Raw genomic sequence first — 15,046 nt, forward strand, 5'->3', positions numbered from 1 at the left:
GCCGGACGGTCACATAAGAACCATAGCGGACCCGGCATGAACCGTTTCGTCTCGCTGATCCTCGCTCTCCTGCTTCCCCTCGCCGCGCACGCGCAGGAGGCCCCTGAGCGCAAGCCCGTGACGATCCTCATCTCGATCGACGGCTTTCGCGCCGATTATCTGGATCGCGGCATCACGCCCAACCTGTCGCGCCTCGCGGCGGAGGGCGCGCGCGGCAAGCTGCGCCCGTCATTCCCGACCAAGACCTTCCCGAACCATTATGCGATCGTGACCGGGAAGCGGCCCGACAATCATGGCATCGTCGGCAACAATATGATCGACCCACGGCGTCCCGATGTGCGGTTCAGCCTCGGTGATCCGAAACAGTCGCTCGATCCCTTCTGGTGGGACGAGGCCGAGCCCGCGTGGGTCACTGCCGGCAAGGCCGGCGTGCGCAGCGCGACGATGTTCTGGCCGGGAAGCGAGGTCGCGATCCATGCGAGCCGGCCGCCCGACTGGCTGCGCTATGACGCCGACATCGGCTATCCGCAGCGCGTCAACACGATCCTCGACTGGATGCGCCGTCCCGCCGATATTCGGCCAGCCTTCGTCACCCTCTATTTTGAGGCGGTCGACGACGCGGGGCACAAATTCGGCCCCGATAGCGCCGAGGTCAACGCCGCCATCACTACGGTCGACGCACGGATCGGTGAGCTCGCTTCGGGTCTCGCCGCCCTGGGTCAGCCCGCGCAGATGATCGTCGTCGCCGATCACGGCATGCGTGCGATCGACGAAAGCCGCGTGATCCAGCTTGCCGACCTGATCGACCTGCCGAGCATCATCGCGGTCGAAACCGGCCCCTATGCCGCGATCGAACCCGCTGCGGGTACAGACGACCGCGTGGTCAAGGCGCTGCTGAAACCGCACGAGCATATGGCATGCAACCGCCGCGAGGAGCTACCCAAACGGCTCCACTACGGCCAGAACCCGCGCGTCGCCGCGATCATCTGTATCGCCGAACCCGGCTGGTCGATAATCGCGGGCACGCCGACCTGGCCCGTGAAGGGCGGCGCGCACGGTTATGACAATCAGGATCCCGAGATGCTCGCACTGTTCCTCGCGAGCGGCACGGGTCTGAAAGGCGACGTCGGCATCGTCGACAATATCGAAGTCTATCCGCTGCTGATGCGGCTCATCGGCGTTGCGCCACTGCCGAGCGACGCGACGGGCGAACTCGCCAAACGCCTCCGCTGATCAGTCGCGTAGCACCGCCATCGCGTGGATCGACGCGGTCGGCGCATTGACGATCTGGAGCTGGTAACGCCCCGGCGTCACGTCGAATTCGACCATCTTGCGAATACCCGAACAGGCGGGGCCGTGGCCGTGCGTGACCGACTTCACCGCCGCACCGTCATGGACAAGGTCGATCCACGCCCCCAGGTCGAGCGCGACGATGAGCCGCCCCGCCTTCTTCACCTCGATCGGAATCATGCCGCCGAATTTATAGACGTCGGGCTTGCGTTCGGGGGCGATGCCGTAGCGCAGGCTTTCAAACTTGTGCAGCGGCAACGCCGTCCGCGCCGCGCCGAGCGGCGACCAGTCGGCGCCGAGGTCGTCGCCATAGGCATAGATGGTCTTGCTCGAGGCATCGCGCGTCCAGTCCGCCAATTCGGGAGGCAGGACGGGTGCCGTCGGACAGGAAGACGCAGCCGGAGCAGCGAAGGCTGCCGCGGGCAAAGCGGCCGCGAGCGACATGGCAATGATCCGGAACCCCATCCTATTTCCTCCCGAACAATTTCTCGACGTCGTCCATAGCGAGCTTCACCCATGTGGGCCGCCCATGGTTGCACTGCCCCGAATGCGGCGTGACCTCCATCGTACGCAGCAGCGCGTTCATTTCGGCGACGCTCAGCGTTCGCCCTGCCCGCACCGATCCGTGGCATGCCATCGTCGCAGCGACCAGTTCGAGCCGTTCGCTGAGGCCCAGCGCGGCGTCATAGCCCGCGAGATCGTCGGCGATGTCGGTCACTAGCTTTTGGCAGTTGATCGCGCCCAGCATCGCCGGGGTCGCGCGCACCATCACGGCGGCGGGGCCGAAGCGTTCGAGTTCGACGCCGAGCGCGGCGAGTTGCGGTGCTGCGGCTTCGAGCCGGTCGCACGCGGGTTCGTCGAGTTCGACGACTTCGGGCAGCAGCAGCCCTTGCGATGGCACCGCCTGCCCGCCCATGCCGCGGCGGAGTTGCTCGAGCACGAGGCGTTCGTGCGCGGCGTGCTGGTCGACGATGACGAGGCCATCCTCGGCCTCGGCGACGATATAGGTTTTCGCGATCTGGCCACGCGCGATGCCGAGCGGGTGCGCCTCGACGTGCGGAACCGGCGCGGTCGCCGGTTCGGCGCGGCCCATCGGGAGCGCATCACGCGGCGGTGCAAAATCGACGATGCGGTCGTGCAGCAGGGCCGTCGTCGCGAGATCGCCTTCCGCTCCGAAGAGATGCGTCGCCGGGGCGTGCGGATAGGGCAGATGCGCGGCGAACAAAGTTGGCGCGGATGGCTGCGGCACCACGGGTTCCTGCTGCCACGCCGCTAGCGCCGCCTCGGCGGGACGCTGGACGCTGCGAAAGCCGTGTTCGTCGAGTGCACGGCGGAGGCCGCCGACGATCATCCCGCGAACGAGTTGCGGATCGCGGAAACGCACCTCGGTCTTCGCGGGATGGACGTTCACATCGACCTCGCTCGTCGGCACGTCGAGGAAGAGCGCGACGACGGGGTGGCGATCGCGCGCGAGCAGGTCGGCATAGGCGCCGCGCAGCGCGCCGACGAGCAGCCTGTCCTTCACCGGGCGCCCGTTGACGAACAGATATTGATGGTCGGCGATCCCGCGATTGTAGGTCGGCAAGCTGATTACACCGCCCAGATGCACCTCACCGCGGTCGATATCGACCCCGATGCTGTTCGCGGCCAGATCGCGCTGCGTCAGCGCCGCGACGCGCGTCAACTGGTCCTGCCCGCCCTGCACGTCGAGCACCCGGCGCCCATCATGCTCGACGGCAAAGCCGATGTCGGGCCGCGCCATCGCGAGCCGCTTCACCACGTCGAGGCACGCGGCATATTCGCTGCGTCCGCTGCGCAGGAATTTGCGCCGCGCGGGGACGCGCGCGAACAAATCTTCGACCATCACGCGTGTGCCCGTGGCAAGCGCCGCTGGCCCTTCGGCCACGACGGCACCATTGTCGACGACGCGCTTCCAGCCGTCGCCCCCCGCCACCCGGCTTTCGAGCGTAAGCCGCGCGACGCTCGCGATCGATGGCAAAGCCTCGCCCCGGAAACCCAGCGTCGTGACGTCCTCGATCGCGTCGTCGGGCAGCTTCGAGGTCGCATGGCGTTCGAGCGCGAGCGCCATGTCGGCAGGCGTCATCCCGCACCCGTCATCCTCGACCTCCAGCCGCGAAATCCCACCCTCGGCGATTCGCACCGAAATGCGAGTCGAACCGGCGTCGATGGCATTTTCAACCAGTTCCTTGAGCGCCGCGGCAGGTCTTTCGACCACTTCACCGGCTGCGATCCGATTTACTAGCTTTTCCGGCAGGCGACGTATTGACATGGCCGCTCTCCTAGCGCAGTCGAACGCAAATCGCGACCCATCCGCACAGCCCTGATCATTTTGTCCAGCCACCCCAAAAGGAAGAGCCGGAATCTCCCCCTGATTGTAGCTGTCGCTGGCCGGGCGCACGGATAAATCACGACAGGGGCGTGTCCATCAGGGGCACGGCTTCGATGACAGGAAGCAGTATCGATGTCCTTCTTTTCCCGCTGGTTCAAATTCAATTCCCAAGACATGGCTATCGACCTCGGCACCGCGAACACGGTCGTCTATGTGCGCGGCAAGGGAATCGTGCTGAACGAGCCCTCGGTCGTTGCGGTCGAGACGCTGAACGGGATCAAGCGGGTCAAGGCCGTCGGCGACGACGCGAAGCTGATGATGGGCAAGACTCCCGACAGCATCGAGGCGATCCGCCCGCTGCGTGACGGCGTGATCGCCGACATCGATGTCGCCGAACAGATGATCAAGCACTTCATCACCAAGGTGCACGGCGGCAAGCCCAACGCGTTCCGCAGCCCCGAAATCGTGATCTGCGTTCCTTCGGGCTCGACCAGCGTCGAACGCCGTGCGATCCGCGACGCCGCATCGAACGCCGGTGCGAGCGAAGTGTGGCTGATCGAGGAACCGATGGCCGCCGCGATCGGCGCCGACATGCCCGTCACCGAACCGATCGGATCGATGGTCGTCGACATCGGCGGCGGCACGACCGAAGTCGCGGTGCTGTCGCTCCGCGGCCTCGCCTACACCACGTCGGTCCGCGCCGGCGGCGACAAGATGGACGAAGCGATCGTCTCCTACGTCCGCCGACACCATAATCTGCTGATCGGCGAAGCGACCGCCGAGCGGATCAAGAAGGATTTCGGGATCGCGCGTATTCCCGCGGACGGCGTTGGCCTGACGATCCACATCAAGGGCCGCGACCTTGTGAACGGCGTGCCCAAGGAAATCTCGATCAACCAGGCGCAGATCGCCGAAGCGCTGTCCGAACCGATCGGCACGATCGTCGAGGGCGTCCGCATCGCGCTGGAAAATACCGCGCCCGAACTCGCCGCCGACATCGTCGACCAGGGCATCGTGCTGACCGGCGGCGGCGCGCTGATCGCCGAGCTCGACGAGCTGCTCAAGGATGCGACCGGCCTCCCGGTCACGGTCGCCGACGACCCGCTGACCTGCGTCGCGATCGGCACTGGCCGCGCGATGGAAGACCCCGCCTTCCGCGGCGTTCTCCAGCAAGCCTGATCGCGTAGGTCTGCTTCATGGTCCGCCCGGCACATCGACGTCCGGGACAATCCCGAAAGGCTCAGTACAGCCTGTTCGTTGCCTATGTCATCGCGGTGACAGGGGCAGTGGCGGGCCTGTTGCTGGCGATCCTGTCGGTCGTTGATCCCATCGGCTTTGCCCAATTGCGTGTGGCGAGCCAGGAAATCGCCGCGCCCGTCGCACGCGCGTCGCGATCGGTGATCGGGTCGATTTCGGGCATCGACGATACGGTCGGCGCCTATGTCAGCGCGGGCACGCAGAACCGGCGGCTGCGCAAGGAACTCGCCGACACGCGGCGCGAGCTCGTCGCCACCAGCTCGCTGCAGGAAGAAAACCGCCAGCTCAAGGCGCTTCTGAAGCTGCAGGAAACCGACAAGACCGCGCTCGCCAACGGCTATCTGCTCACCTCGACCTCGACGAGCAGCAAGCGCATCGCGCTGCTCAGCATCGGACGCAACCTCGGCGTCGCCGCGGGACAGCCCGTACGCGGTGCCGACGGGCTGATCGGCCGCGTCCTCGGCGCCGGGCCGTCGGTGTCGCAGGTGTTGCTGCTCACCGACGTCGACAACATCGTCCCCGTGCGCCGCGCGCGCGACGGCCTGCCCGCGCTCGCCAGCGGCCGTGGCAACGGCGATCTCGACGTGCGCACGCTCAATATCGCGAACAACCCGTTCAAGCCGGGCGACATTCTCGTCACCTCGGGCACCGGCGGGCTCTATCCACCCAACATCCCGGTCGCGATCGTCGTGCGGCGACAGGACGACGGCGCCCTCGCGCGCCCGCTCGCCGACCCGGGCAAGGTCGATGCAGTGTCGGTGCTGCGCCCCTATACCCCCGACAATATCGAGGCTCAGGGCCTGCCTGGCCCCGCGACGCCTTCTGCCGCCGCCCCGGCCGCTACCAAAAAGCCATGAACCAGAAGGGTCCACGCCTCGGCGAACCGGCATCGCTGTGGCGGATGCGCTTCGTTCCGATTGCGAGCGTGATGTTCGCCTCGGCGCTGCCGCTGATGCTGCCGCTGATCGCCAACTCGCCGGTGTTGCCGCCGCTCGGGCTGCTCTTCTTCCTGTGCTGGCAGTTGCTGCGCGCCGAAATGTGGCCGGTTTGGATCGGGCTGCCGCTCGGCCTGTGGGACGATCTGTTCAGCGGCGCGCCGATCGGTACCGCGATGGGGCTGTGGACAGTCGCCAGCATCGCGATCGCCTATTCGTCACAGCGCATTTATTGGCGCGGCTTTTTCCACGACTGGGCAATCGCCGCGGCGTCGGTCGCGATCATCCAGTCGCTCGCCGCGCTGATCACCCATCCGCATGCCGCGACGGGCCGCGTGCTCGGCCTCGTGGTGCCGCAGATCATCGTCTCGGCTCTGCTCGTCCCGCTGTTCATGCGCCTCACCGGCAAGTTTGACAATTTCCGCCTGAAACGCCGATAGACTGGTTCCAACCCCCTAATGCCGAAGAAGAAGAGTCCGCCGATCACCGAAGCCTGGAGGGGCCTTACCTTCACCCGCCGCGCGCTGGTCGTCGGCGGCGCGCAGGCGGCGGTCGGCGTCGCGCTCGCGGCGCGGATGGCCTATATTTCGGTCGTCGACAACGATCGCTACGTCCTTGAATCGGAAAGCAACCGCGTTAATCTGACGCTCGTGCCGCCGCGGCGCGGCTGGATCGTCGACCGCAGCGGCAAGGCGCTGGCGAACAACCGCGTCAGCCTTCGCATCGACATCATTCCCGATCGTCTGCACAACAAGGAACTGGTGCTGGGACAGCTCCGGACCCTGCTGCGCCTGGATGGCGACACGATGGAACGCATCAACCGCGACCTGAAGGCGGCATCGGGATTCCAGCCCGTCGCGATCAAGGAAGATATGACCGAGGCCGAGTATAGCTCGATCCTCGTCCGCCTGCCCGAACTGCCCGGCATCGCGCCGCAGCGCGGTTTTGCCCGCAACTATCCGACCGGCGCGGCGGTGGGCCACCTGATCGGCTATGTCGGCGCCCCGAACGCCGAGGAATATCAGAAGGCCAAGGATCCGCTGTACATCACGCCAGGGTACAAGATCGGCAAGGACGGGCTGGAGAAATATTTCCAGGACATGCTGAAAGGCCAGCCGGGAGCGCGGCGCGTCGAGGTCACCGCGCGCGGAAAGGTCGTCCGCGATCTCTCGACGCAGGCTGACGTGCAGGGCAAGACGGTCCATCTGACGATCGACGCCGACCTGCAGGAATTTGTCGCGCGGCGCATGGGGCGCGAGTCGGGCGCGGCGGTCGTCATCGACTGCCAGAATGGCGACATCCTCTCCTTTGTGTCGATGCCGAGCTTCGACCCCAACAGCTTTTCGGACGGGATCAGCAGCAGCGAATATGCCTGGCTGCGCGCCGACGATCACCAGCCGCTGATCAACAAGGCTACGCGCGGCCTTTACCCGCCGGGCTCCACGCTGAAGCCGATGGCCGCGATCGCCGCGGTCGAGCATGGCGTCGATCCCAGCGAGCGTCACACCTGCGTCGGCGGCTATCGCCTCGGCAGCCGCTTCTTCCGCTGCCTCGGCACGCACGGCAGCCTCGACATGCCGTCGGCGATCATGAAGAGCTGCAACAGCTATTTTTACTGGCTCGCGCACCGGCTCGGCTATGATGCCATGGCCCCTACCGCGCGGCTGCTCGGGCTCGGCGAGGAATTCCAGCTTGCGGGCAGCAACCAGCGCTTTGGCACCATCCCCGACAGCGCTTGGAAGATGAAGAAGTACGATCAGCAATGGTCGGCATCCGATTCGCTGAACGCGGTGATCGGCCAGGGTTATGTGCTCGCCAATCCGCTCCAGCTCGCCGTGATGGCCGCGCGGATCGCATCGGGCCGCCGACTTTACCCGCGCCTGATCAATCGCGAATTCAAGAATGAGCCCCTGCCCTTTTCGCCCGAAGCGCTCGCCGTCGCGCGCCAGGGCATGGACCTCGTCGTCAACGGCGCCGGCACCGCGGTGCGCAGCCGCCTGCCGCTCGACGGCATCACGATGGCGGGCAAGACGGGCACCGCGCAGGTGCGCGGGCTCGGCACCGGGAACGGCAAAAGCGGGACGTGGAAATTTCGCGATCACGGCCTGTTCATCGGCTTCGCGCCCGTCGTCAACCCCCGCTACGCGACGGCCGTGGTGATCGAGCATGGCATGGGCGGGTCACGCGCCGCGGCGCCGGTGGCCAAGGATTTTATGACCTTCCTTTTCGACCGCGAAAAGGCGATGGAGGCGCTCGAAACCTTCGAGACTGGCTGGGGCGGCACGATCAAGGAACGCATGGACCGCGATTATGCGGCGTGGAAGGCGGGCGCATCGCAGCCCGATCCGGGGCTCCCGCAATGATCCCCGTTCCGCCAGCCATCCAGCGCATCCCGTGGAAACTGATCGCAATCCTCGCGGGCATCACCGGTTTCGGCCTGCTCGTCCTTTATTCGGCGGCGGGCGGCAACTGGTCGCCCTGGGCACTCAACCAAGGCGTACGCTTCCTTGTCTTTCTGACCGCGGCGCTGGTGATCGGCCGCTTCCCGCTCCGTATCTTCGAGGATTTCGCCTATATCGCCTATATCGGCATCCTAATCTTGCTGATTGCGGTCGAGCTGCTCGGTTTTGTCGGCGGGGGCAGCCAGCGATGGCTCAATCTCGGCTTCATGAACCTCCAGCCATCGGAATTGATGAAGGTCGCGATCGTCATCGCGCTTGCGCGTTTCTATGCGCAGCTCCCCCCCGGCAACACGCGGACACTCACCGCGCTGTGGCCCGCGCTGGTGATGATCGGGCTCCCCGCGGCGCTCGTCATGCTGCAGCCCGACCTCGGCACTGCGCTCGCGATCTGCATCGGCGGGGTCGTGGTGATGTTCGTCGCGGGCCTGCCCTTCTGGTGGTTCGGGAGCACCGCGGTGGCGGGGCTTGCGGCGTTGCCGGTCCTCTTCTCCTTCCTCCACGATTATCAGCAAAAACGCGTGCTGATCTTCCTCGACCCCGAAAGCGATCCCTTGGGCGCCGGCTATCATATCAGCCAGTCGAAGATCGCGATCGGATCGGGCGGCATCGGCGGCAAGGGCTTCCTCAACGGGTCGCAAAGCCACCTCGACTATCTGCCCGAGGGTCACACCGACTTCATCTTCGCCACGATGGCGGAGGAATGGGGGCTGATCGGCGGGCTCGCGCTGCTGTTCGGCTTCTTCCTGCTGCTGCGCTGGTCGACGCGCGTCGCATTGAAGGCGCGGACGCGTTTCGGACAGCTGACCGCCGCCGGCCTCACGATGACGATCTTTTTCTACATCGCGATCAACCTGATGATGGTGATGGGCCTCGCCCCCGTCGTCGGCATCCCGCTGCCGCTCTTTTCCTATGGCGGTTCGTCAATGCTGACGATCATGACCTGCGTCGGCATCATGCTCGCGATCGAAAACGACAGCAAAACGGGCACGCGGCGCTTTCATTGAGAAAAAACTTCGGCAAAAAATCATCGGGGGCATTGCCATCCCCCCAGAGCCATGATAGCGGGCCGCTCGCTTCGCAGCAAAGAGGGCAACTCTTCGCAGCAAGGAACGCCTGAAAATGGCAGTGGACGCATAGCTCAGTTGGTAGAGCAGCTGACTCTTAATCAGCGGGTCCTAGGTTCGAGCCCTAGTGCGTCCACCATTTCCTTCGAAGACTTAGCGGCCAAACTTCAAGCCGGTTTGCGGTCTATTTTGCGCTCGGAAGCACCGCGTAATCACGCGTTTGTTCTGTAGGAATGCTGCGTATTATTCTGGGTCGGGCGCGAATTTCTTAACGATCGAATCCAGATGCATTCCGCTGCCGATTGGGGAGCCCGTGAGTGAAGGTTTTGAGCGCACGCCCCAGAACCCCGTTCGCCGCCGACACGAGCGGGGCGCTTATGATTTCGAGACGATCAATTGAAAGGCGTTTCCTGCGTACCTCGGGTCAGCCATCAAGCGCGTAGCCGTATTTCTTATCGAATCCCAGTTCCCGTATGATGCGCAATCCGCCCGCAAGTGTAGCATCATCAAGCTGGCGCAGCGGCTTGCGGAGCGCGCCGACGGGAAGGCCGCAGGCGCGCATCAGCGATTTGACAGCGACGGGATTGATCGCCGAATAGTTGAAATGAAGCAGCGGAAGCAGGCCTAGATATTGCGAGCGAAAAATTGCTGCGTCGCCTTCGCCCGACCAGGGGGTCGAGATCGCCGCCATTTCGGCCGGTGCGAGATTGCCGCCCATATTGGCCGTTCCCTGTCCTCCGAGCGCCATCGTCGGTACGACGAGGCCGAGATTGGGGGAATCGCAGCACATCACGGCAACATTGGGCGACGCGGCCAATATCTGCGCGACCTGCCCAACCCGCGCGGTCGATTCCTTGTGGATGACGATGTTGGGATGGCGAAAGAGCCGCAGCAACTGGTCCCAGTGAAGATCGGTCTTCACGCGCGGCGGGTTGTTGTAGATGCCGAGCGGCAGGTCGACGGCGTCTGCGACTTCGAGATAAAATTGCTCGATATCGTCCTCCGACGCGCAGATATAAGGCGGCGGCGCAATGATCGCCCCATCGGCGCCGTTCGCGGTTGCAAAGCGGACATTCTCGATCACCTGATCGGTCGATGGACCAGTGCAGCCGTAGAAAAAGGCCATCCCCGCGGGGCGCATCTTTGCCGTTTCGACGATGATCTGCTTTTTCTCTTCGGGCGAGAGCAGCGAAGGCTCGCCAGTCGAACCCATGAACAGGATCGCGCGCGTCCCGTGGCGATGCTGGTGATCGATCAATGTCCGCCAGGCGCCGAAATCAATCGCTCCTTGGCGGTCGAATGGGGTCACCGTGGCGACGAACGATCCTTCGATTTTCGACTTCGACATAGCTCACCTTCCTGAAACCCACCGGATATCGGGGACGATGAGTCAGGATGCGAGAATCCGCTATTCGGGGCTGGCGGAATTCGGCGCCTGATCGCTCGTAGGATGCAGGGCGTCCAAAATCTTACCTTGGAACCGACGAAGGTCGTGGGGGATCGTTATGATGCAGAAACCATGTCATCGCATTGGACGCGCCTTTGCCGCGTGCGCTTTGCTGCTCTGCACCTGGTCGAGCACCGCCGGGACGGCGCAGGATGCGCCGGAGGCCATCGTGCTCCGCGCGGCGAGGATGTTCGATGCAACAAGCGAGCGGATACGCACCGACGCGGTGATCGTCGTTCGGGGCGGGCGCATCGTCGACATCGGCAGCGCGGCGACCATTCCGACGGGAGCGAAAATCATCGATCTCGGCGATGCGACGCTGCTGCCCGGGTTCATCGACGTCCATTCGCACCTGACGCTCGAACCCGATGAAAATTATTATCGCAAGACGCTCAACGAGCTGATGCGCAACCCGACCGAAATGGCATTTTACGCCGCCGCCAACGCGCGGCGAACGTTGGAGGCGGGATTCACCACCGTACGCCACGTCGGTGCGCGCGAGTTTATCGATGTCGGGCTGCGCAACGCGATTGCTGCAGATCTTGCCGACGGACCGCGCATTCTCGCGGCTGGCAATGCGATCACCGCAACCGGCGGCAGCTGCGACCGCCCTCCCTTTCCGCCGCAGCGGGTGGCCCCGCTGACACCGAAGGAGGGTGTGTGCACCGGAGCCGATCAGTGTCGCGAAGCCGTGCGCAACCAAATCAAGTGGGGCGCCGAGGTTATCAAGGTCTGCGCATCGGGCGGCGTGCTATCCTATGACCCGGTCGACGTCCCGCAGTTTACGCGCGAAGAACTCGATGCTGCGATCGGTGAAGCACATCACTGGGGGCGCAAGGTTGCGGCGCACTCGCATGGCGATACCGCTTCCCGGCTCGCTATCGAGGCCGGGGTCGATTCGATCGAGCATGGCAGTTTCCTGTCCGAAGACACGCTGAGGCGGATGCAGGCAAAGGGCGTCTTTCTCGTCCCCACTTTTATGGCGCTCGATTGGGTGAAGCAGAACGCCGAAGGCTATCCACCCAATATTGCCGAAAAGGCGCGCGTTGCCGCCGCGTCACATACCGGCATGTTCAAAGCGGCGCTGCGCCTCGGCGTGCCGATTGCGCTCGGCACCGACGCGACCGTCCGTCCCGACGGGCATGGCCGCAATGCGATGGAATTCGGTCTGATGGTCGATGCGGGCATGCGCCCCGCCGCCGCTCTGGTCGCGGGGACCAGCAATGCGGCGCGGCTGCTCGGCCTCGATTCGGAAATCGGAACGCTGGCCAAGGGCAAGGTGGCCGACATCGTAGCGGTTCCGGGCAACCCAATGACCGATATTCGCGTCACCGAACGCCCGTTGTTCGTGATGCAGCGCGGCCGCGTGATCCGGCAGGACGACAAGTCTCTGCTGCGGTGAAACCGCACCCTTCCACCCGAAAGAGGAAACTTCGATGCGCCGACTATTGACTGTGCTGCTGCTCGCGGCGAGCCTCCTGCCCCATGCCGCGGCGGCCGCACAAGCCGAAGCCGCCGGGCCTGCGCTGCTTGAAGTTCCGCGGATCGATTTCACCAAGCGAGTCCTCGCCAACGGTGCGACGGTTTATGCCATCCGCGACACGAGCACCGCGACGGTTTCGGTCAACATCTGGTATGATGTCGGCCAGCGCGACGACCCGCCCGGCCGCGGTGGCTTCGCGCACCTGTTCGAGCATTTGATGTTCAAGACGACGCGGAATTTGCCCGGCGGGGTGCTCGAAACGGTCAACGCGATGGGCGGCAATACCAATGCTTCGACGCTGTTCGACTATACCGACTATTACATCACCGTACCGGCGAACGAACTCGAAGCCATGCTTTGGCTTGAAGGCGAGCGACTCCGCAATCTGGTGGTCGACGAAAAATCGTTCCACTCCGAACGCGACGTGGTGAAGGAAGAATTGCGCCAGCGTGTGCTCGCGCAGCCCTATGGCCGCATCCTCTATACGCTGATCCCCGCGTTCACCTTTGATGGCCATCCGTATCAGCGGCCGATCGGCGGTTCGATCGCCGATCTCGGCCGGGCCGAACTTGCCGACGTTCGCGCCTTTCACGAGGCATATTACCGTCCCGACAACGCGGTTTTCGTCGTGTCGGGCAATTTTGATCCGGCGAAACTCGATGCTTGGGCCGATCGCTATCTAGGCAGCATCGCAAAGCCCGGCCTCGCACTCCCGCGCGACTTCGCGAAGGGCAATCCGGTCGCCGCGCGGACGATCGACGCCTATGCGCCGAACGTGCCGCTTCCCGCGCTGGCGGTCGCATGGCGCGCACCCTTTGCGAGCGATCCCGATGCCGCCGGAATCGATCTCGTCGAAGCGATCCTTACCCGCGGCGCGTCCTCGCGGCTGCGCCGCACGCTCATCGACGACACGAGAATCGCCTCCGCGGTCACCAGCTACAACCTGCCGGCGCGCGACGGACATGCCTTTGCGCTGGTCGTGACGCTGGCCAAGGATCGCAACATCGCCGAAGCGGAAGCCGCGCTGGCCGGCGAACTTGAACGGTTGCGCGATCGCCCCCTCAGCACGGCAGAACTTGGCGCAGCGAAGAACGGCCTGTTTGGCGATGCGCTCGCACGGCGCGAAACCGCGCGCGGACGCGCTTATGAACTCGGCGGCGGTGCGGCTTTGACCGGTAATCCGGTCCTTGCCGACGAGCGGCTCGCCGAAATCCGCCGCATGACGCCCGCCGACGTGCAGCGCATCGCAAGAATGTGGCTTAGCGAAACGAAGCGCATGACGCTGCGCTTTCGCGACGAGAGCCAGCGGCCCGCCGGCTATGTCGGAGATATTCCCGCCGATGTTTCCCCGATGGGGCCGACCGTCCCGCCCGCCAGCCTGCCGCCAGTCCTGATCGCCGGAGAGGCCGGATGCGAGAAGCGCCCCGGATCGGCCAAAGCGGTCGCGCCGACGCCGCCAGCGCTGTCCGAGCGACATCTGGCGAACGGCCTGCGCGTCATCGTCGCCAAATCGTCGGATGTGCCGCTCGCAACGCTGAAACTGGTGATCGACGGCGGCGATGCGGCCGATCCCGCGGGGCAGGCCGGGCGCGGCGACATCGCCGCCGCGCTCGCGCTCAAGGGGGCTGGAACGCGCAGCGCCGAACGCCTCGCGAGCGAAATGGCGGCTCTGGGCGGCGCGATTACGGCGAGCTCGGACCCCGATGCGACGACTTTTACGGTTAGTGCACCGGCGGCGAATGCCGAGGCGGCGGCACGCATCCTGGCCGACGTGGCGATGCGGCCGACCCTCTCGTCCGAAGCGCTGGAGGGCATCCGCAGCCAGCATTTGTCGGGGATCGCTGTCGCCGCCAGGCAACCGATGCAGACCGCGCTGCGCATCTTGCCGTCGGCAATGTTTGGCCGGTCGCCTTATGGCGCGGTGCCGACCACCGCCTCGGTCGGCACCATAACGCGCGACAGCGTCGTCGCCGCCCAGCGGGGCGATTGGGGGCCGCGCAGCGCGACGCTGGTCATCGCCGGCGCATTGACCCCCGATGCGGCCTTCGCGCTCGCCGAACGCGCGTTCGGTGACTGGACGGGAGGCAAGACCAAGCCGAGGTCTTTGCGTTCTGCGCCCATCGCGGCACCGCGGATCATCGCGATCAACATGCCGGATGCTGCGCAGGCGGCCGTGATCGCCGCCCTGCCAGCGGCCGGGCGCAGTGATGGCGGCTGGCCGGCATTACGCTTGGCCAACGCGCAGCTCGGGGGCGGCTTCGAGGGTTGGCTGACGCAGGAAATCCGCGTCAAGCGCGGGCTCAGCTATGGCGCCGGCAGCCTGCTCGACACACGTCGCGATGCCGCAATGCTGATGGCGGTGACCCAGACGAAGAATGAATCGGCAGCCGAGGTTGTCGGGCTCATCCTCGATCAGATCGCGCGCCTTTCGCGCGAGCCGATCGATCGCGCCAAGGCCAGCGAACGTAGCGCCTATCTCGCAAATGGCCTGTCGAATCAGACCGAGCGGGCGGCGGGCCTTGCCGACTATCTGACGACGCTCGTCTCGACCGGTGCGCCGCTCGAGACGCTGAAAGCAGAGCTCTCGGCCGCGACGCCGCCGTCCCCCGAACGCATTGCCGCCGCGATCGCCGCGCATGTCCGTGCCGATCAGGCGACGATTATCGTCGCGGGCGATTCGAAACTTTGGATTGCGGCGCTACGCAAGCGCTTCCCCCAGCTCGAACGCATCGATGTAGAAGGGAAACCCCTGCCCTGA

11 protein-coding genes and 1 tRNA gene are annotated in these 15,046 nt (G+C 65.1%); 9 read left to right on the plus strand and 3 right to left on the minus strand.

Annotated features, from left to right (window positions below; genetic code table 11):
* Positions 1 to 36: 36 nt before the first annotated feature.
* Positions 37 to 1,233 carry a nucleotide pyrophosphatase/phosphodiesterase family protein gene (locus ASD73_RS00585; RefSeq protein ID WP_056370050.1) on the plus strand — a complete coding sequence of 399 codons (1,197 nt, stop codon included), beginning with the start codon at positions 37 to 39 and terminating at the stop codon, positions 1,231 to 1,233.
* Here the strand turns inward: ASD73_RS00585 and ASD73_RS00590 are convergent, their stop codons facing one another.
* On the minus strand, positions 1,234 to 1,755 hold the full coding sequence (locus tag ASD73_RS00590; RefSeq protein WP_056370048.1) for a hypothetical protein: 522 nt from the start codon (positions 1,753 to 1,755) through the stop codon (positions 1,234 to 1,236).
* A gap of 1 nt (position 1,756) precedes the next feature.
* Entirely contained in the window at positions 1,757 to 3,580 is a 1,824-nt protein-coding gene (mutL, locus tag ASD73_RS00595; RefSeq protein ID WP_056370046.1) for a DNA mismatch repair endonuclease MutL, read from the minus strand.
* A 192-nt stretch (positions 3,581 to 3,772) separates the two neighbouring features.
* Between mutL and ASD73_RS00600 the strand changes: the two genes are divergently transcribed.
* From ASD73_RS00600 to ASD73_RS00625, 6 genes are all read left to right on the plus strand, one after another.
* Entirely contained in the window at positions 3,773 to 4,819 is a 1,047-nt protein-coding gene (locus tag ASD73_RS00600; RefSeq protein WP_056370044.1) for a rod shape-determining protein, read from the plus strand.
* A gap of 17 nt (positions 4,820 to 4,836) precedes the next feature.
* Complete coding sequence (mreC, locus tag ASD73_RS00605; protein WP_056370042.1) at positions 4,837 to 5,754, plus strand: rod shape-determining protein MreC; 918 nt, start codon at positions 4,837 to 4,839, stop codon at positions 5,752 to 5,754.
* A complete protein-coding gene (locus tag ASD73_RS00610; RefSeq protein WP_056370041.1) occupies positions 5,751 to 6,272 on the plus strand; it encodes a rod shape-determining protein MreD in 522 nt (173 codons plus the stop codon). The genes mreC and ASD73_RS00610 overlap by 4 nt, the downstream gene beginning before the upstream one ends.
* A gap of 18 nt (positions 6,273 to 6,290) precedes the next feature.
* Positions 6,291 to 8,195 carry a penicillin-binding protein 2 gene (gene mrdA, locus ASD73_RS00615; RefSeq protein WP_056370040.1) on the plus strand — a complete coding sequence of 635 codons (1,905 nt, stop codon included), beginning with the start codon at positions 6,291 to 6,293 and terminating at the stop codon, positions 8,193 to 8,195.
* The gene (rodA, locus tag ASD73_RS00620) at positions 8,192 to 9,298 is read left to right on the plus strand and encodes a rod shape-determining protein RodA (protein ID WP_056370038.1); all 1,107 of its coding nucleotides are present in this window, start codon (positions 8,192 to 8,194) and stop codon (positions 9,296 to 9,298) included. The genes mrdA and rodA overlap by 4 nt, the downstream gene beginning before the upstream one ends.
* Before the next feature lie 123 nt (positions 9,299 to 9,421).
* A tRNA-Lys gene (locus ASD73_RS00625) sits at positions 9,422 to 9,497 on the plus strand.
* A 285-nt stretch (positions 9,498 to 9,782) separates the two neighbouring features.
* On the opposite strand, the gene ASD73_RS00630 is transcribed toward ASD73_RS00625, so the two are convergent.
* Positions 9,783 to 10,706, minus strand: coding sequence for a dihydrodipicolinate synthase family protein (locus ASD73_RS00630; protein ID WP_056370036.1), 924 nt, complete (start codon positions 10,704 to 10,706; stop codon positions 9,783 to 9,785).
* 160 nt (positions 10,707 to 10,866) lie between these two features.
* On the opposite strand from ASD73_RS00630, the gene ASD73_RS00635 reads away from it, so the two are divergent.
* Positions 10,867 to 12,207, plus strand: a complete 1,341-nt coding sequence (locus tag ASD73_RS00635; protein ID WP_056370509.1) for an amidohydrolase family protein — start codon at positions 10,867 to 10,869, stop codon at positions 12,205 to 12,207.
* 34 nt (positions 12,208 to 12,241) lie between these two features.
* The gene (locus ASD73_RS00640; protein ID WP_056370034.1) at positions 12,242 to 15,046 is read left to right on the plus strand and encodes a M16 family metallopeptidase; all 2,805 of its coding nucleotides are present in this window, start codon (positions 12,242 to 12,244) and stop codon (positions 15,044 to 15,046) included.

The sequence above is a fragment of the Sphingopyxis sp. Root154 genome, assembly GCF_001427105.1.
Taxonomy (GTDB): Bacteria; Pseudomonadota; Alphaproteobacteria; order Sphingomonadales; family Sphingomonadaceae; genus Sphingopyxis.

Coding starts and splice junctions, on each gene's coding strand:
- ASD73_RS00585 (WP_056370050.1), top strand. CDS start 37: ATGAACCGTTTCGTCTCGCTGATCCTCGCTCTCCTGCTTCCCCTCGCC.
- ASD73_RS00590 (WP_056370048.1), bottom strand. CDS start 1,755: ATGGGGTTCCGGATCATTGCCATGTCGCTCGCGGCCGCTTTGCCCGCG.
- mutL (WP_056370046.1), bottom strand. CDS start 3,580: ATGTCAATACGTCGCCTGCCGGAAAAGCTAGTAAATCGGATCGCAGCC.
- ASD73_RS00600 (WP_056370044.1), top strand. CDS start 3,773: ATGTCCTTCTTTTCCCGCTGGTTCAAATTCAATTCCCAAGACATGGCT.
- mreC (WP_056370042.1), top strand. CDS start 4,837: ATGGTCCGCCCGGCACATCGACGTCCGGGACAATCCCGAAAGGCTCAG.
- ASD73_RS00610 (WP_056370041.1), top strand. CDS start 5,751: ATGAACCAGAAGGGTCCACGCCTCGGCGAACCGGCATCGCTGTGGCGG.
- mrdA (WP_056370040.1), top strand. CDS start 6,291: ATGCCGAAGAAGAAGAGTCCGCCGATCACCGAAGCCTGGAGGGGCCTT.
- rodA (WP_056370038.1), top strand. CDS start 8,192: ATGATCCCCGTTCCGCCAGCCATCCAGCGCATCCCGTGGAAACTGATC.
- ASD73_RS00630 (WP_056370036.1), bottom strand. CDS start 10,706: ATGTCGAAGTCGAAAATCGAAGGATCGTTCGTCGCCACGGTGACCCCA.
- ASD73_RS00635 (WP_056370509.1), top strand. CDS start 10,867: ATGCAGAAACCATGTCATCGCATTGGACGCGCCTTTGCCGCGTGCGCT.
- ASD73_RS00640 (WP_056370034.1), top strand. CDS start 12,242: ATGCGCCGACTATTGACTGTGCTGCTGCTCGCGGCGAGCCTCCTGCCC.